This window comes from Paraburkholderia madseniana (assembly GCF_009690905.1).
GTDB classification, from domain to species: Bacteria; Pseudomonadota; Gammaproteobacteria; order Burkholderiales; family Burkholderiaceae; genus Paraburkholderia; species Paraburkholderia madseniana.
On the sequence record NZ_VOSW01000004.1, the window covers coordinates 40117 to 58423 of the forward strand.

The window sequence follows — 18307 nt, forward strand, 5'->3', positions numbered from 1 at the left end:
TTTTCTGACCCTGGATTTTACGGACGTACACCGACCATGTTCACACCCGATCTACTCAGGAACAAAAAGATTCTGATCACCGGCGGCGGCACGGGCCTCGGCAAAAGCATTGGCCGGCGCTATCTGGAACTCGGCGCCGAGCTGGTGATTTGTGGGCGCCGCAAGGAAGTGCTCGACGCCACGGCCGAAGAATTTCGCGCCGCGATGAGTGGTGCGCGCGTCACCACGATCACCGCCGACGTGCGCAGCGCCGAGTCGGTCGAGGCGATGATGGACACGATCTGGAGCGCCGGCCCGCTCGACCTGCTGCTCAACAACGCTGCCGCCAACTTCATCGCGCGGACCGAAACGCTGTCGGCGCGCGCGGTCGATGCGGTGCTCGGCATCGTGCTGCATGGCAGCTTCTACTGCACGATCGCAGCGGGGAAACGCTGGATCGCGGCCGGACGCAAAGGCAACGTGATCAGCACGGTCTCGACACCCACCATGACCGGTTCGGCTTTCACGGCACCGTCGGCGGCGGCCAAGGCCGGCGTGCTCGCCATGACGCGCAGTCTCGCGGTCGAATGGGGGCCAAAGGGGATTCGTCTGAACGCCGTGGCGCCCGGTCTCTTTCCAACCGAAGGCGCGTGGGAACAACTCTATCCGCCCGGCTCGCAGGTCGAGCCGCAGGATCGCAGCGTGCCGTTGCGGCGCTTCGGCGAGCATGCCGAGCTTGCCGATCTGTACGCGTACCTGGCCTCGGATGGCTCCGGCTATATCACGGGCGACATGATCGTGATCGACGGCGGCCGCTGGATGCAGGGCGTAGGCGGTCCCACGTTCCGCGCGATGCAGGACTGGAGCGACGAACAGTGGGACGCCATGCGTGCCCACGCGAGGAAAAGCTGAGCATGGGGCCGCTCGCTGGCGTCAAGATCGTCGAGCTGGCCGGCATCGGGCCGGGCCCGATGTGCGCAATGCTGCTCGCGGACCTCGGTGCGACGGTGTTGCGCATCGACCGGCGGCAACCGGTCAAGCTCGGCATCGAGCGTCCTGTGCGCTACAACCTGCTGCTGCGCAACCGCAAGACGATTGCGCTCGACCTGAAGGACCCGGCCGCGATCGAACTGGTGCTGACGCTGGTTGAAGGCGCCGACGCCTTGATCGAAGGCTTCCGCCCTGGCGTGACCGAGCGCCTGGGACTCGGTCCGCAAGCGTGTCTGGCGCGCAATCCGAAGCTGGTCTATGGACGCATGACGGGTTGGGGGCAGGCGGGGCCGCTTGCGCAGTATGCCGGCCACGATTTGAACTACATCGCGATCACGGGCGTGCTGAATGCTATCGGCCGATCCGGCCAGGCGCCCTCGATACCCTTGAACCTGATCGGCGACTACGCGGGCGGCTCGCTGTATCTGGCGATGGGCCTGCTTGCCGCCATCCTGCACGCTCGCAATGGCGGTGCGGGCCAGGTGGTGGATGCGGCGATCGTCGACGGCACGGCGAATCTGGCCACGACCTTTTTCGGCATGCAGGCCGCGGGCATCTGGCGTGACCAGCGCGGCGCCAATATCACCGATTCGGGTTCGCATTTCTACGATGTCTACGAATGCGCCGACGGCAAGTGGATCACGGTGGGCCCGATCGAGAACAAGTTCTATCTGGAACTGCTGCGCTTGCTCGATGTTTCTCCGGATACGCTTGGCGCCCAGCTCGACCAGAGTAACTGGCCGGCCGCGCGCGCCCTGTTCGCGCTCAAGTTCAGGACCCGCGATCGCGCACAGTGGACCACCTTGCTGGAACATTCCGATGCGTGCTTCGCACCAGTGCTGTCGTGGAGCGAAGCGCCTGACCATCCGCATCTGAAAGCGCGCGGAACCTTTATCGAAGTTGACGGGATCGTGCAGCCCGCGCCCGCGCCGCGTTTTTCGGCCACCGTGCCCGGGACGCCGACGCCGCCCGAAGCACCTGATCCGGCAACGCTGGACGCCGCGCTGTCTGTCTGGCTCGACGCCCACAAAATCAATGACCTGAGAAAAGCGGGAACGTTGGCCTGAGAAGCCAATGAGCGGGACAAAAAGCATGGACGGCCGCGCGCGTTGCGGCAGCGAATTGAGACGAGACACTCATGGATCTGCGATACACCGATGAAGAGCTGGCATTCCGCGATGAGGTGAGAACCTTTTTCAAGGAAGCATTGCCGCAAGACATCCGCCGCAAGGCAGCGCTGGGTCAACGTTATGCCGCCGCTGACCTGCGCTGCTGGCAGCGCATTCTGTACGAGCGCGGCTGGGCGACCCCCGCGTGGGACAAGGCGTGGGGTGGAACGGGCTGGAGCGCGGTGCAGCAGTACATCTTCAAGGAAGAGCTGCATATGGCGCCGGCTCCCGAGCCGCTCTCGTTCAACGTGAACATGATCGGCCCGGTGCTGATCGCATTCGGCAGCGACGAGCAGAAGCGCGATTTCCTGCCGCGCATCGCGAGCCTCGAATACTGGTTCTGCCAGGGTTTTTCGGAACCGGGAGCGGGGTCGGACCTGGCGGCGTTGCGCACGCAAGCGGTTCGCGAGGGCGACCACTATGTGATCAACGGCCAGAAACTGTGGACCTCGACCGCTCATCACGCGGACTGGATGTTCTGCCTCGTGCGTACCGACGCGAGCGGCAAGAAACAGCAGGGCATTACCTACCTGCTGATCGATATGAAGACGCCCGGCTTGACGGTGCGCCCGATCATCACCATCGACGGCTTTCACGAAACCAATGAGGTGTTCTTCGACAACGTGCGCGTACCCGTGGCAAACCGGATCGGTGAAGAAAACAGGGGCTGGGATTATGCCAAGTATCTGCTCGGTAACGAGCGCAGCGGGATTGCGCGGGTAGGCGTGTCGAAGATGCGGATCCGGCACGCCAAAGATCTTGCTAAACGTGTGCCGAGTGGCGACGGTGTGCTGTGGGACAACCTGCAGTTTCGCGAACGCGTCGCGGCGGTCGAAGTTGAACTGAAGGCGCTGGAAATCACCCAGATGCGGGTGATCGCCGAAAGTGCCGCGCGTGACAGTCACGTGCCGGATCCCAAGACGTCGATCCTGAAAATCAAGGGCTCCGAACTGCAGCAGCTCTCGGCTGAACTGCTCCTGGAAGTGGCCGGCCCCGACGCGCTGCCGCTCGACCTCGACTTTCTGCGCGGTTTGAGCGATCCGCTTCGCCAGCCGGACTGGGCGCTGACCATCGCGCCGAATCACTATTTTGCGCGTCACGTTTCGATTGTGGGCGGATCGAACGAGATTCAGAAGAACATCCTCGCCAAGTCCGTTCTCGGACTGTGAGCGCCAATCGAACGAGGAGACGCACCGACCATGGACTTTGATCTGACTGACGAGCAACGCATGCTCAAGGACAGCGTCGACCGGCTTGTGAACGACGAGTATGGCTTTGAGCAGCGCGCGCGTTATCTCGCGGAACCGGACGGCTTCAGCCGCGCGCAATGGAGTCGTTACGCGGACATGGGCTTGCTGGGCCTCACCTTCGATGAGGACTTCGGCGGCAGCGGTTGCGGTCCGGTCGAAACGATGATCGTGATGGAGGCATTTGGCCGCGGGCTGGTTGTCGAGCCCTATCTGGCGACGGTGGTGCTCGGTGGCGGCTGTATTCGTCTGGGTGGCAGCGTTGCGCAACGCGCGGCCATCCTGCCGTCCATCGCCGACGGTTCGCTGCTGATGGCGTTTGCGCATGCCGAGCCGCAGTCGCGCTACGACGTGGAGGACGTCGCTACCACTGCGCGACGCGAAAACGCGGGTTGGGTACTCGACGGCGCCAAGCGTGTCGTCGTTCACGGCGGCAGCGCGGACCGGCTGATCGTGTCGGCACGGGTGTCGGGTGCGCGCCGCGACCGCGACGGCATCGCGCTGTTTCTGGTCGACGCGAAAGCGCCGGGTCTGACGTGCCGCGAATATCTGACGCAGGACCGGTTGCGCGCGGCGGATATCGATCTGTCGGGCGTGCGCGTCACTCACGACGATGTGATCGGCGTGGCCGGGGAGGCGCTGCCACTGATCGAGACCGTCGTCGCGCAGGCGATCGCCGCGCTGTGTGCCGAAGCGGTCGGTTCGATGGCGGCCGCGCACGAGGAAACGGTTGCATACCTGAAGGTGCGCAAGCAGTTCGGCGTCGCGATCGGCTCGTTCCAGGCTTTGCAGCATCGCGCGGTGGACATGCTGGTCATGGTCGAACAGGCACGGAGCATGGCGTTGTTTGCCACCATGATGAGCGAGGAGTCCGATGTCGCGGAGCGCGCGCGCAGCATGGCAGCGGCCAAGGTGCAGATTGGCCGTGCCGGCCGCTTTGTCGGGCAGCAGGGTGTGCAACTTCACGGTGGCATCGGTATGACCGAGGAATGCAAGGTCGGCCACTACCTGCGCCGCCTGAGCGTAATCGACATTCTGTTCGGCGCCGCCGAACATCATTTGACCCAGCTCGCCAGCGCAGGCGGACTGATCGACGCGGCGCTGTAAGTCCGCCGCGTCGTCGTGTGACAGGAATCCTTTAAATGAGCAGATCCACCACCTCCGATCCGTACCGGGACCTGCGCGATGCATTGCGCGAACTGTCGAAACAATTTCCTGACGAATACTGGCGCCGTGTCGACCACGAGCGGGTCTATCCGGAGGCGTTCGTCGATGCGTTGACGCGCGCGGGCTGGATGGCTGCGCTGATTCCGCAGGAATACGGCGGCTCGGGGCTTGGCCTCGCGGAAGCGTCCGTGATCATGGAAGAGATCAACCGTAACGGCGGCAACTCCGGGTTTTGCCACGGGCAGATGTACAACATGAACACCTTGCTGCGCAACGGCTCCGAGGCGCAAAAGCGCGCGTACCTGCCGAAGATCGCCAGCGGAGAACTGCGTTTGCAGTCGATGGCCGTGACCGAACCGACCACCGGCACGGACACCACCAAAATGAAAACCATGGCGGTGAAGAAAGACGGCCGCTATGTGGTCAACGGCCAAAAAGTGTGGATCTCCCGCGTGCAGCATTCGGACATGATGATCCTGCTGGCGCGCACCACGCCGCTCGCCGATGTGAAAAAGAAATCCGAAGGCCTGTCGTGCTTTCTGGTCGATCTGCATCAGGCGATCGGCAACGGTCTGACCGTACGGCCGATTCCGAACATGGTCAATCACGAAACCAACGAATTGTTTTTCGACAATCTCGAGATTCCCGAAGAGAACCTGATTGGCGAAGAAGGCAAGGGTTTCAGGTACATCCTTGACGGTCTGAACGCGGAGCGCGCCTTGATTGCTGCCGAGTGCATCGGCGACGGCTACTGGTTCGTCGATCGCGCATCGAAGTACGCGTCGGAGCGCCAGGTGTTCGACCGGCCCATCGGCATGAATCAGGGTGTCCAGTTCCCCATCGCCGAAGCGTACATCGACGTGCGGGCCGCGGATCTGATGCGCTACAAGGCGTGCGAGATGTTCGACAACCACGAGGCGTGCGGCGCCGAAGCGAACATGGCCAAGCACCTCGCCGCTACCGCTTCATGGAAGGCAGCCAACGCGTGCCTCCAGACGCATGGAGGATTCGGCTTCGCCTGCGAATACGACGTGGAGCGCAAATTCCGCGAAACCCGTCTTTATCAGGTGGCGCCCATCTCGACCAATCTGATTTTGTCTTACGTTGCGGAACACGTGCTGGACATGCCACGTTCGTTCTGAGCGTCGCCAATCGAGGGAGATAGCCATGGGCTACGAGACCATTCTGTACGACGTGAAGAACCGGATCGCCACGATCACCCTGAACCGTCCCGAACAGATGAACACCTGGAACGACACGGTGGCTACCGAGGTGTACGACGCCATGCAGGCCGCGGGCGCCGATCGCGGCGTACGCGTCATTGTCTTCACCGGTGCGGGCAAGGCATTCTGCGCCGGCGGCGACATTCATAGCTTTGGCGGCGATCCCAATGCGTTGATGACCAAGCTGCCGCGTCCATTCGATATGCGCAAGCGCGCCGACTGGCAAACGCGCTGTTCGTATTATCCGGCGATCCCGAAGCCCGTGATCGCAATGCTCAATGGGGCGACGGTCGGTATCGGCCTGATTCACGCGCTCTTCTGCGACATCCGTTTCGCGGCCGAAGATGCCACGATCACCACCGCTTTCGCACGTCGCGGGTTGACTGCCGAATATGGCATGGCGTGGATACTTTCGCACCACGTCGGGCACGCAAGGGCGCTCGACCTGCTGCTGTCGGCGCGCAAGATCAAGGGAACCGAGGCTGAGCGGATGGGGCTCGTGAACCGTGCATTCCCGTCTGGCACGCTAGCGGAAGAGACCTATGCCTACGCGGCAGATCTCGCGGAGAACTGCTCGCCGCGCTCGATGCGCGTCATGAAGGCGCAACTCTGGGAGGTGCCGTTTCAGACGCCCCATGAAGCGATCATGGCTGCCGGACTGGATATGCCGATTGCCAATCAGTGCGACGACTACAAGGAAGGCATCGCGAGTTTCCTTGAGAAGCGCAAGCCGAATTTCAACGACGATTGATATGCGATCGATACGCCATGGGGCAAAGTCATGCTGAAGTATGAAGTCATCAAGAACTGGCCAATCGAAGACGTCACCCACACTTACACCGAACGCGATGTCATGTTATACGCGCTGGGTCTTGGCATCGGTGGCGATCCTCTCGACGCGGCGCAACTTCGCTACGTCTACGAGAAAGACCTGCAGGCGATGCCGACCTGTGCCGCGGCGTTTGCATGGCCCAAATCGTGGATGCGCGACCCGCGCGCAGGTGTCGACTATCTGAAGGTGGTGCACGGCGAACAGGACGTCCGCTTCCTCCGTCCGATGCCGACCGCCGCCACCATCGTCAGCAAGACGCGTGTGAGCCTTGTTTCCGATAAGGGCGCAGGCAAGGGCGCAATCGTCGAACTCAGGCGCGATCTGTTCGAAGCGGAGAGCGACGAGCGGCTCGCGGAAGTTCGGCAGGTCTCGTTCCTGCGAGGCGACGGCGGCTTCAGCGCGGAATCCGGCGAGAGCGATGCGCCGCCCGAAGCCTTGCCGCCCGTTCCCGAGCGCGCACCCGACCACGAATTCGAGTTCGGGACCCCGGCGCAGGCGGCGCTGATCTACCGTCTTTCCGGCGACTCGAATCCGCTGCATGCCGACCCCGAAGTCGCTACGAAGGCCGGCTTCAGGCAACCGATCCTGCACGGCCTCGCGACGTACGGCATGGCAGGCTACGCCGCGATTCGCACCCTGGCCGGAAACGACGCGGCGCGGCTCAGACGGCTTGCGCTACGGATGACTTCGCCGGTTTATCCCGGCGAGGTCATCAGATTTCAGTTCTGGCGCGAGAGCGGCACACGCGTGCATGTGCGGGCACGCGTCGACGCACGCGATGTGGTCGTGTTGAACAACGGCGTTGTCGAAATCGGCTGAGAGCGGGGCCGATTGGCGGTCCAGGGCGCGCCCATCGTCAAAGGAGAGGGTTGATGGATTTGCGAGAAAGTGACGACGATAAGGTCTTTCGCGCATCGGTGCGGGAGTTTGTGACGGCCCGGCTACCCACGGAGATTCGCGACCGCGTGCTGAATTTCCGCCACGTGCCGCGCGACGACTACGTGCGCTGGCAGCGCATCCTCGCGGCCAATGGCTGGGGCGCGCCGGCGTGGCCGGTCGAATACGGCGGCGCGGGCTGGAACGCTACGCAGCGCAATATCTTCGATGAAGAGTGCTTTACCGCAGGTGCGCCGCGTCAGATGCCGTTCGGTCTGTCGATGGTCGGGCCCGTGCTGCAAAAATTCGGCACGCCCGCGCAGCGCGACTATTTTCTGCCACGCATCGTGTCGATGGAGGACTGGTGGTGTCAGGGCTATTCGGAGCCGGGCGCGGGCTCCGATCTCGCTTCGTTGAAGACGCGCGCCGAGTGCGTTCCACGCGACGGCAAGCCGTTCTATATCGTCAATGGACAGAAGATCTGGACTTCGTTTGCACAGTGGGCGAACTGGATTTTCTGTCTCGTACGCACCCACAGCGATGGCCGCCCGCAGGAAGGCATTTCGTTTCTACTGATCGACATGAAGACGCCCGGCATTACCGTGCGGCCGATCAGAACGCTCGATGGCGGCCATGACGTCAACGAGGTGTTCTTCGAAAACGTCGAAGTGCCGGATGGCAATCTTGTCGGAGAAGAGCATCGTGGCTGGGCGATCGCCAAATATCTGCTCGGCCATGAGCGCACCAATATTGCGGGGCTCGGCAACTGCAAACGCTTCATGCTCCGGCTGAAGGAAATCGCGCGGACTGAACGGAAGCACGGCAAGCCGCTGATCGACGATATCCGTTTCCGCGACCGGATCGCGAAGGTCGAGATCGATCTGATCGCGCACGAATGGTCGTTGTTGCGGGCGATTTCCGCCGAGTCGGCCGGCCGTCCGCTGGGACCCGAGGCCTCGGTGCTGAAAATCCGCGGTTCGGAAATCCAGCAGGAACTCACCGAGCTGATCATGGCGTGCGCGGGGCCCTACGCGGTGCCGTTTGTACCGCAGGCGCTCGAGCCGGATTGGAGCGAAGGCGCGGATGCCACGGCGCATGGCGAACTGCTCAACGCGCTGGCGCCGCACTATCTGGACTGGCGCAAGATCTCGATCTACGGCGGTTCCACTGAGATTCAGAAAAATATCATCGCCAAACTCGCGCTTGGCATCTGAGGACACGTCATGGATTTCACGCTCGTTGAAGAGCAGCAGATGCTGGCCGACCTGGTGGGCCGCTTCGTGGAGAAGGAATATTCATTCGAGGCGCGGCGCAAGCTATCGGCGACGCCGCGCGGCTGGTCCGAACAGCATTGGAACACGTTGGCCGATATGGGTCTCTTCGCGCTCAACGTTCCGGACGAATACGGCGGGATGAACGCGGGCGTGGCAGAGACAATGATCGTGATGGAGGCGTTGGGTCGGGGTTTGGTACTGGAGCCCTATCTCTCGACCGCGGTGCTTGGCGCGCGGCTGATCAGCCACGCCGGCACCGATGCACAAAAAGAGCGCTGGCTGCCCGAGCTTGCGGCTGGCCGTGTGAAAACGGCGTTGGCCACGCTTGAGCCTGGCGCGCGATTCGATCTGTCGAACGTAACAACGGCCGCCAGGTCTTCGAGCGAGGGTTTTGTCATCGATGGTCGCAAAGGCGTGGTCTTGCACGGCGATAGCGCCGATCTGCTGCTGGTGTCGGCGCGGACTTCCGGGGCGCAGGACGACACCACCGGCATCACGCTGTTCGCGATCGACCCGAAGACACCGGGCGTCACGCTCAGAGGTTTCCCGGCGCTGGACGGGCAGCGGGTCGCCGAAGTGCACTTCTCGGGCGTATCGATCGAGTCCGAAGCGGTGCTGGGCGTGATCGGCAACGGCTATGGCCTGCTGGAATGGACCGTCGACCACGGGCTGTTCGCGCTATGCGCGGAAGCGGTTGGAACCATGGCGAAGCTCGCCGAGATGACCTACGACTACCTGCGCACGCGCACCCAGTTCGGCAGACCCATCGGCGAGTTCCAGGCGCTTCAGCATCGCGCGGCCGACATCCTGACGGCGGTCGAGCAGGCCCGCTCGGTGGTGTACTTCGCAGCATCGCGGCTGGCCGGAGCGGATGCCGACGAGCGGCGCCGGGCGCTGTCCGCCGCCAAGAACCTGATCGGCCGGTGTGGGCGGTTCGTCGGCCAGCAGGCGGTGCAGTTGCACGGCGGAATGGGCATGACCGAAGAACTTCCAGTCGGCTGGTACTTCAAGCGGCTGACCTGCATTGATATGACATGGGGTGATGCCGAGCACCATCTCGAGCGCTACGGGACGCACCTGTAACGCGGCGGCGTGCGCTTTTGTCCCGTTTTTTATGTTGTTCCAGTATCAGAAAATGTATGATACATATGTGAACGTCATTCAGAAAATTGTCGGCGTGGCGATTGTGTGAGCCAGCCAGCTGGTCCGGAATCACGAAGGAGACATCGAATGTCAGAGAGCAATCAACGCGCGACGCCTGAAGTGGCGCCTATTCCCGCGCACGTGCCGACGCAACTGGTGGTCGACTTCGACATATACAATCCGCCCGGCGCCGCCGACGACTATCATCTCGCGCTCAAGAAACTGCACGACCCCGCCGTGCCTGACATCTTCTGGACGCCGCGTAACGGCGGCCACTGGATCGCGACGCGCGGTGACGACATCTACCGCATCTTCAAGGAATACGAGCAATTTTCGTCGCGCCAATTGACGGTGCCGTTGGTCGACCACGCGCCGCTGCCGCCAATCTTTTTCGACCCGCCCGAACACACCGGCTACCGCGCGCTGATTGCGCCTGCCTTCATGCCGCAAGCGATCAGCAAGCTCGAGGAAAAGGCGCGCGAAATGACAATCGAGCTGATCGAAGGCTTTTATTCGCGGGGCGAGTGCGAGTTCGTCTCCGAGTTCGCGCAACATCTGCCCATCGGCATTTTCATGGACATGGTGGCGCTGCCCTCGGAAGATCGCGACTATTTGCTGGGCCTGGCGGACAAGATGGTGCGGCCTGCTTCCTCCGGGCAGAAGCTTGAAGCGCTCGGCGCGATCTTCGAATATCTCGGCGTAAAAATCGCCGAGCGCCGGGCGAATCCGGGCGACGATCTGATCAGCCGGATCGTTCAATCGAAGATTGACGGTCGTGATCTGAGCGATCAGGAGCTTAAGGGGCTGTGCGGGCTCGTCCTGATCGGCGGCCTCGATACGGTCGCCTCTGCGATGGGCTTCATCGCGAACTTCCTCGCGGGAAGCCCCGCGCATCGCAAACATCTGATCGACCACCCGGACCTGACGCAAAAAGCGGTCGATGAGTTGTTGCGCCGCTTTCCGGTGGTCAACCAGGGACGTCAGGTCGCGCATGACTTCGAATACCAGGGCGTGCAGATGAAGGCCGGCGACATGATCGTCATACCGACAACCCTGCACGGTCTGGACGAGCGCAAGTTCCAGAATCCGCTCGAAGTCGACTTCAACCGTCCGACACCGATTCATTCCACCTTTGGCAATGGGGCGCATCGTTGTCCGGGCTCATTCCTCGCCCGCGTCGAGATCAAGGTGTTCCTCCAGGAGTGGCTCAAACGCATCCCCGATTTTTCGCTCAGGCCCGGCGCCAAAGCCGGTGTGCATGGCGGCGTCAACGGCACGCTCTACCACTTGCCGCTGGTCTGGGACGTGAAATGAACCCCATGTGATGACGATCGACGGCCTCCCTGGTCGCATTTCGTCAGACATCCCGAGGTGGGCAGCCACAACAGGTCTGTTTGTCCTATTGTGACGGGCCCGGCGCAGCCGTTATCCCCATTCGCCAGCCGCGCGAATCGATCCCGCATGGGTGACTTTAGACGGATTCCTAACGTCTCAGGCGGCTGCTCAATACCTCAGTCCAGCGGTGTGCAAGGGTCCCGATTTCTACTGGAAAACACTATTGACACCCCACTACGCGGTGTTTATCATTTTGAACAGCATTCAAGTATTAGATGAACTTGAAATGTGGGAAGCAAGTCGACGCGAAAAATACAACGAATAGAAGTCGTGTGAATGTCCTCGCGGAGGAGACAAAATGAATCGGATTTCCAAAGGCGGGGCCGTTTGCCGGCGTCGTTTTGAAGTGATGTTGCTGGTTGGTGTTTGCGGCAGTTTTGCGAACGGAGCGCAGGCGTTCACGTTTACGACGCCTAATCCGGACATTGAGATGGATCTGGATACGACGGTTCGTGCGAACTATGGGTTACGGCTTCAGGGCATCAACTCGGCGATCGGTAACAACCCGAGCTACGACGAAGGCGACAACACCTTCAGGCGCTACCAGACCATACTCGCGCGGCTCGACGTGACGAGCGAATTCGACTTCAAGTACAAGGGGACGACCGGCTTCCGGTTCAGTGTTGCGGGCTGGTACGACGCGGCCTATTCGAGCAAGGACAAGAGCGGGCCGGGTCTCGAAAGTGTTGCGAACTACCCGGGGAATAACTACACCAGCTACATCAAGAAGTACTACATCGGACCGTCGGCGGAGGTGCGCGACGCGTTCGGATTCACCACCGTCAATGCGGGCCCCGTTCCGATTGACATCAAGGTAGGGCGCCTCGCGCAAATCTGGGGGCAGTCGCTGATCGGCAGCGTGGGCGGCGTCAACTCGGTTGCGGTATCGCAGGCTCCGCAAAATCTGATTGCCGCGACGCAAAGCCCCGGGGCATCGCTGAAGGAACTGTCGCTGCCGACCGGGCAGGTCGCCATGTCGGCCCAGTTGACCGAGCGGATGCAATTGAGCGGCTACTACTCGTTCGAATGGGCGCACGACCGCTATCCTGAAGGCGGCACCTATTTCGGCGGTTCAGATTCCATCGACTACGGGCCGCCGATCGCCGCGTATGCGGGGCCGAACTTCCCAATCTACAACGTCAGGGGCCCGCAAGGCAAGATTGGGGACTTCGGGGTTGAAACCAAGTATCGCCTTGAAAAATTCTCGAGCACGGTCGAGCTGACCTATCGCCGCTTCAGCTACAAGACACCGTGGTTCGCCCAGTTTAATCCGAACAATTTCACGACCGAGGATATCTACGCGAACAAGGTTCAATTGCTGGGCCTCGGCGTGAACAGCACGATTGGCGGCACGGCGGTCGGCGCAGAGGTGTCGTATCGCCGCAATACGCCGTTGGCTTCGGCCGGCAGCGCCACACCGGGCACGCTCGAAGGCGCGCGTGGTGACACGTTGCACGCACTGCTCAACACAACCACATACCTCGGTAAGACACCGCTCTGGAACGAGGCGCCGCTCGCCATGGAAATCGCGGTGGCCCACCTGCTCAGGGTGACTTCGGGCGCGCAGAACTTCAATGCGCCGGGTTACTCCGCCGCTTGCACGAAAGCAGCCGATGCGGTCGCGCTGGGTTGCGCGACGAAAAATTACTACACCTTTGGTGTGTCGTTCACGCCGCACTGGAACCAGGTGTTTCCCGGCGTCGATCTCGACCTGCCGATGTTCGTACAATGGAACATCCACGGCAATACACCGACTGTCGATGGCGGTAACCAGGGCAGCAACATCTACCAGGTAGGCCTGCAATTCACGATCTACAACAAGCACATCGTGAATCTCACCTACACGGGTTATACCAACTGGAAGAAAACAGCGACCAATGTCAACGGCGCGCCATATTCCGACAAGGGCTGGATCGGGATCACCTATCAGACCACGCTTTAACCAAAGCCGACTATCTGGTACTTCAGAGGACATTCGCAAATGAACATCCCAAGGTTAGTGACGGCTGTATTGATCGCCGCCACCTATGGTTCCACAGTGCACGCATCCGTATCGGCCGAAGAAGCCGCCAAGCTGGGCACGACGCTCACAGTGTTCGGCGCGGACGCCGCGGCCAGCGCGGACGGACAGATTCCGGCATACACCGGAGGAGTGACCAAGGCGCCTGCGGAATCTAAGCTTAATAGCGGCAAGTGGTTTGATCCGTTTGCCGGCGAAAAGCCGATTCTGACGATCACCGCGCAGAACTGGCAGGAATACTCGGACAAGCTGAGCGAGTCGTCCAAGGAACTGTTCAAGCGCTTTCCCGATTACAAGATGATGGTCTATCCGACCCATCGCAGTGCATCGTTTCCGGACTGGTACGGTGAAAATTGCAAGATCAATGCGGTGCAGGCCAAGTTGACCAACGGCGGGCAGGATATCGAAGGCGCCTTTGGCTGTATTCCTTTCCCGATTGCGAAGACAGGCGAGGAAGCGCTCTGGAATTACATCATGCGTTTCGTCGGAACCAGGCAAAAGAACTTCGTCAATACCTGGCTGATGGACAGTTCGGGCAACCCGGTGCTGACGGGCTCGTTTAAAAGCAGCATCTATTTTCCGTACTACGATCCCACGCTCGGCCGGGACGGGTTCAAGAAATCGGATGGCGTCTGGTACCAGGTGATGAACGATTACGCCGCGCCCGCGCGCCTGAAGGGCGAGACATCGCTGTTCTGGGACTACACCGCGAGTTCGCGTGACTGGCCGGGCTGGTCGTATTCGCCGGGCCAGCGCCGCACGCGCGTCGCCCCTGATCTCGCTTACGATACGCCTAACCCAGGCTACTCGGGCGTGATCACGATGGACGATATCCAACTGATGTACGGCAAGCTCGATCGCTGGAAGGTCAAGATGCTCGGCACCAAGGAAATGTACATTCCGTACAACGGATACAAGTGGCAGTACGCGACCTCGGACAAGGACATGCTGACACCGCATTTCCCCAATGCCAACCTGATTCGCTGGGAACTGCACCGCGTGCGTGTGCTTGAACTGACGCTCAAACCCGGTGCGCGGCACCTGTACAGCAAAAAGATCCTCTATACGGACGAGGATCTGGGCGGTGGCATGATGGATGCCTATGATCAGGCCGGCAAACTATATCGAGGCGGCTTTGCCGATACGGTACCGGCCTACGACGCCCAGGTTCCGTATTCACTCGGCAACTGGTTCTTCGACTTCAATAGCGGGGTGTATCTGCTGGGCAGTCATCCTGCGGACACCTCCGGCATTTTCTTCAACGTGGACTTTCCCAACGGGTTTTTCACGCCTGAACGAATGCAGTCGACTGGCATCCGCTGATACCTTGCGCGGGCCGGCAGCATAGCCTCGAAAGGCAGGGCCGCAGCGGGTTTCGCCCGGTGCGGCCAGCGAGTATCAGGCGAGCACAAGGAGACATGATGCTGAGTACCTCTATGAACGTGGCGGTGTCGGCGCTTGCGCTGACCCTCGCGTTGACCGTTTCGCAGCCGGCGCTTGCCGCGTTCGCCGATCCGATCGATACGCCGGCCACCGCCAACCCACATGCGCAGACCGCACCGCTGCTCGCCGTGGCCCGTGCCGGCGACCGGCTGGTCGCGGTCGGCTTACGCGGACTGATCGTCCTGTCCGACGACAATGGCGGGACCTGGCGCCAGGTTTCCGCGCCGGTGAGCTCGGATCTGGTCTCGGTGTATTTCGTTTCGCCGCGCGCGGGTTGGGCGACCGGTCAGGACGGCATCGTTTTGCACACCGCGGACGGCGGCGCGACATGGACGAAGCAACTCGACGGCCGGTCGGCGGCCGCCTTGATGCTGGCCTATTACCAGAAGCGGGACCAGTCGGACCCGAAGGTTGCGGCCGGACTCGAGGAAGCGCGGCGCTTCGTCAACGACGGTCCGGGGCGGCCGTTTCTGTCGGCCTGGTTCGATAACGAGCGCACGGGCTTCATCATCGGTTCATTCAATATCATCTTCAGGACCGACGATGGCGGGGCCAGTTGGACACCGTGGTTCGACCACACCGAAAACGAACAGGACGCACTGAACCTGCATGCGATACGCAGAATCGGCAACGCGCTGTATGTGGTCGGTGAACAGGGACTGGTCATGCGCCTCGACGAGACCTCGCAACAGTTCGTCAAGGTCTCGGTGCCGTACAAGGGCAGCTTTTTTGGCATCGTCGGCACGCCTGACAATCTGATTCTCTATGGCCTGCGTGGCAATGCGATGCGCAGCGTGGACGGCGGGCAGACCTGGATCAAGGTCGGCATTCCCGGCGAAGCCAGTCTGCTGGGCGGCGCGCGTCTTGCCGACGGGCGGCTTGCGTTGTTCAGCCAGGATGGGCGTGTGCTGATCAGCACGGACGGCGGCGCCAGCTTCAGTGCGGCGAATGCGGCGGGGCAGGCGTGGTCGCTCTGGGACGGTACGAGCCTCGCTCGCGGCGGCATCGTGGTAGTGGGCGCCGGGGGCGTAAAGAACGTCGGGGTACTCAAGTGATCGCGGCAAAGGGAGCACATGATGGCCGGTAAGAACAATGAGCAGATCAGTTCCATGCCCGTGGTCAAGGAGCGCCGTGCGTTCGACTCGAAGTCCGGCAACGCGCTGGAGCGGCTGGTTTTCAATCATCGGCTTGTCCTGATTCTGTTGTGCGCGGTGCTGTCGGTCTTTTTCGGCATCAAGGTGGCGACCGGGCTGCAGATCAATGCCAGCTTCGAAAAGATGATTCCGCAGTCGAACCCGTATATCCGCAACTACCTGGCGAACAAGGGCGACCTGAAGGGGCTCGGCAACAGTTTGCGGATTGTGATCGAGAATACTCAGGGCGACATTTACGACCCCGCGTATCTGGAGTCGCTGAGAAAGATCAACGACGCGGTATTTCTGATGCCCGGCGTCGACCGACCGTGGGTCAAGTCGATCTGGATGCCGGCGGTGCGCTGGAATATCGTCACCGAAAAGGGCTATGCGGGCGGCCCGGTCATGCCGTCGACGTACAACGGTTCGGCTGCGTCAATCGACGCGTTGCGAACCAATATCGCGCGCGCGGGCATCACCGGTTCGCTCGTCGCCAACGATCTGAAGTCGACCATGATCGTGGTGCCGCTGCTCGAGCGCGACGCGGCGGGCAAGCCGATCAACTATGCCCACTTTTCGCAGCTGCTCGACGACATGGTGCGCACGCAGCAGCACGGCAACATTCGCATCCACGTGGTTGGTTTTGCCAAACTGATCGGTGACCTGATCGACGGCCTGAAGCAGGTGATGGCGTATTTCGGCATTGCGGCGGCCATCGCGCTCGGCGTGATTTTCTTTTATACGCGCTGCCCGCGCAGCACGTTTCTGGTGGTCGCGTGTTCGCTTGTCGCGGTCCTCTGGCAACTTGGCATCGTCACGACGCTGGGTCTCGTCGTCGATCCTTATTCGGTGCTGGTGCCATTCCTGGTATTCGCCATCGGCGTGTCGCATGGCGCCCAGAAAATGAACGGCATCCTGCAGGACGTCGGGCGCGGCACGCATAAGTATGTGGCGGCGCGCTACACCTTCCGGCGGCTCTTTCTCGCGGGTCTCACCGCGCTCATGGCCGACATGGTGGGCTTCGCCGTCCTGACGATCATCGATATCCCGGTCATCAAGGATCTTGCGCTGACAGCCAGCATCGGCGTGGGCGTGCTGGTCTTCACCAATCTTCTTCTGTTGCCGGTGTTGCTGTCGTATGTGGGCGTGAGTCCCGCGGCCGCGCGGCGCACGCTGATCGAAGAGGCCGCGGAAACCGGCAGCCGCTCGCGCGTCGCGAGCCTGTGGAACTGGCTGGACCGCTTCACGGAACGGCGCTGGGCGTCGGGGGCGATCGCCGTGACCGTGCTGCTGGCCGCGGGAGGCTTTGCGGTCAGCCAGCGTCTGCAGATCGGCGATCTCGACGCGGGCGCCCCTGAATTGCGAGCGGACTCGGTCTACAACCGGGACAATGCCTTCATCAACGCCCACTATGGTCTGTCGAGCGACATGTTCGTGGTGATCGGCAAATCGTCACTGCCCAATTGCGATGCGGATCATTATCAGATGCTGGCGGATGTCGACCGCTTCGAGATCGCCTTGCAAAATGTGAGCGGCGTGCAGACCACGAGTTCGGCCGCGTCTCTCACCCGGCTCGTGACGTCCGGTGCCTATGAAGGTTATCCGAAGTGGTTCACGATCAATCGCACACCGGCGATTCTGAATCGCTCGCTCTTCCAGGTTTTGCTTGATCGTCCCGATCTGATCAGCGCAGCGTGCAATACGATGCCGATCATCGCTTACCTGACCGATCATAAGGCCGCCACGCTGACTCGCGTGCTCGACGCGGCACAACGTTTCGCGGATGCGCACAAGGACGCAAGCCACCAATTTTTGCTGGCTGCCGGATCCGCGGGTATCGATGCCGCGACCAACATCGTCGTCAAGGAAGCGAATGAACGCATGCTGCTGCTGGTCTACGGGGCTGTCGTCCTGCTCTGCCTGATCACGTTCCGCAGCTGGCGCGCCGCCATCGTCGCACTGGTGCCGCTCGTCGTCACATCGGTCCTATGCGAGGCGTTGATGGTGATGCTGGGCATCGGCGTCAAGGTGGCGACCTTGCCTGTGATCGCCCTTGGCGTAGGCATCGGCGTCGATTACGCGCTCTATCTGCTGTCGGTGCAGCTCAACTATCAGCGCGCCGGCTTGCCGCTGCGGGACGCCTACCGCCGGGCGGTCCAGTTCACCGGCAAGGTCGTGGCGTTGGTGGGTGTCACGCTGGCCGCCGGGGTCGTCACGTGGGCATGGTCGCCGATCAAGTTCCAGGCCGACATGGGCATTCTGTTGACCTTCATGTTCGTCACCAACATGATCGGCGCACTGGTTCTGATCCCGTCGCTGTCCCACTTTCTGCTGCGCGGGGTATCGTCGCGGCCCGGGCACGCGGAGTTACGCAGCGCGATAGCACTCGCCGAGAACTCGAAAGGCGCGTGAAGGC

The 18307-nt window shown here is 61.7% G+C and carries 14 protein-coding genes; all 14 read left to right on the forward strand.

The features are described from left to right. The first annotated feature begins 36 nt into the window (after positions 1 to 36). The 14 genes from FSO04_RS03295 to FSO04_RS03360 all read left to right on the forward strand — a co-directional run bounded on the left by FSO04_RS03295 (position 37) and on the right by FSO04_RS03360 (position 18303). On the forward strand, positions 37 to 891 hold the full coding sequence (locus FSO04_RS03295; RefSeq protein WP_154558343.1) for an SDR family oxidoreductase: 855 nt from the start codon (positions 37 to 39) through the stop codon (positions 889 to 891). A 2-nt stretch (positions 892 to 893) separates the two neighbouring features. Further along, positions 894 to 2036: a CaiB/BaiF CoA transferase family protein gene (locus FSO04_RS03300; RefSeq protein ID WP_154558344.1), complete on the forward strand. Its 1143-nt coding sequence runs from the start codon at positions 894 to 896 to the stop codon at positions 2034 to 2036. Between the two features lie 71 nt (positions 2037 to 2107). Next, positions 2108 to 3307: an acyl-CoA dehydrogenase family protein gene (locus FSO04_RS03305; RefSeq protein WP_154558345.1), complete on the forward strand. Its 1200-nt coding sequence runs from the start codon at positions 2108 to 2110 to the stop codon at positions 3305 to 3307. Between the two features lie 30 nt (positions 3308 to 3337). Then, positions 3338 to 4492: an acyl-CoA dehydrogenase family protein gene (locus FSO04_RS03310; RefSeq protein WP_154558346.1), complete on the forward strand. Its 1155-nt coding sequence runs from the start codon at positions 3338 to 3340 to the stop codon at positions 4490 to 4492. A gap of 35 nt (positions 4493 to 4527) precedes the next feature. Beyond that, positions 4528 to 5694 carry an acyl-CoA dehydrogenase family protein gene (locus FSO04_RS03315; protein ID WP_154558347.1) on the forward strand — a complete coding sequence of 389 codons (1167 nt, stop codon included), beginning with the start codon at positions 4528 to 4530 and terminating at the stop codon, positions 5692 to 5694. Positions 5695 to 5719: 25 nt separating this feature from the next. Beyond that, the gene (locus FSO04_RS03320) at positions 5720 to 6526 is read left to right on the forward strand and encodes an enoyl-CoA hydratase (protein ID WP_154558348.1); all 807 of its coding nucleotides are present in this window, start codon (positions 5720 to 5722) and stop codon (positions 6524 to 6526) included. A gap of 30 nt (positions 6527 to 6556) precedes the next feature. Beyond that, positions 6557 to 7426 carry a MaoC/PaaZ C-terminal domain-containing protein gene (locus tag FSO04_RS03325; RefSeq protein ID WP_154558349.1) on the forward strand — a complete coding sequence of 290 codons (870 nt, stop codon included), beginning with the start codon at positions 6557 to 6559 and terminating at the stop codon, positions 7424 to 7426. Between the two features lie 53 nt (positions 7427 to 7479). Next, on the forward strand, positions 7480 to 8697 hold the full coding sequence (locus tag FSO04_RS03330) for an acyl-CoA dehydrogenase family protein (protein WP_154558350.1): 1218 nt from the start codon (positions 7480 to 7482) through the stop codon (positions 8695 to 8697). Between the two features lie 39 nt (positions 8698 to 8736). Further along, a complete protein-coding gene (locus tag FSO04_RS03335; protein ID WP_233464728.1) occupies positions 8737 to 9840 on the forward strand; it encodes an acyl-CoA dehydrogenase family protein in 1104 nt (367 codons plus the stop codon). Positions 9841 to 9987: 147 nt separating this feature from the next. After that, complete coding sequence (locus FSO04_RS03340; RefSeq protein ID WP_154558352.1) at positions 9988 to 11214, forward strand: cytochrome P450; 1227 nt, start codon at positions 9988 to 9990, stop codon at positions 11212 to 11214. A 379-nt stretch (positions 11215 to 11593) separates the two neighbouring features. Beyond that, positions 11594 to 13237, forward strand: a complete 1644-nt coding sequence (locus FSO04_RS03345) for a DUF1302 domain-containing protein (protein ID WP_154558353.1) — start codon at positions 11594 to 11596, stop codon at positions 13235 to 13237. Positions 13238 to 13276: 39 nt separating this feature from the next. Continuing rightward, positions 13277 to 14638 (forward strand): DUF1329 domain-containing protein, encoded by a 1362-nt coding sequence (locus FSO04_RS03350; protein WP_154558354.1) that lies wholly within the window; start codon positions 13277 to 13279, stop codon positions 14636 to 14638. A 98-nt stretch (positions 14639 to 14736) separates the two neighbouring features. Continuing rightward, entirely contained in the window at positions 14737 to 15813 is a 1077-nt protein-coding gene (locus tag FSO04_RS03355) for a WD40/YVTN/BNR-like repeat-containing protein (RefSeq protein ID WP_166618141.1), read from the forward strand. Positions 15814 to 15834: 21 nt separating this feature from the next. After that, the gene (locus FSO04_RS03360; protein WP_154558356.1) at positions 15835 to 18303 is read left to right on the forward strand and encodes an efflux RND transporter permease subunit; all 2469 of its coding nucleotides are present in this window, start codon (positions 15835 to 15837) and stop codon (positions 18301 to 18303) included. The last annotated feature ends 4 nt before the right edge of the window (positions 18304 to 18307 follow it).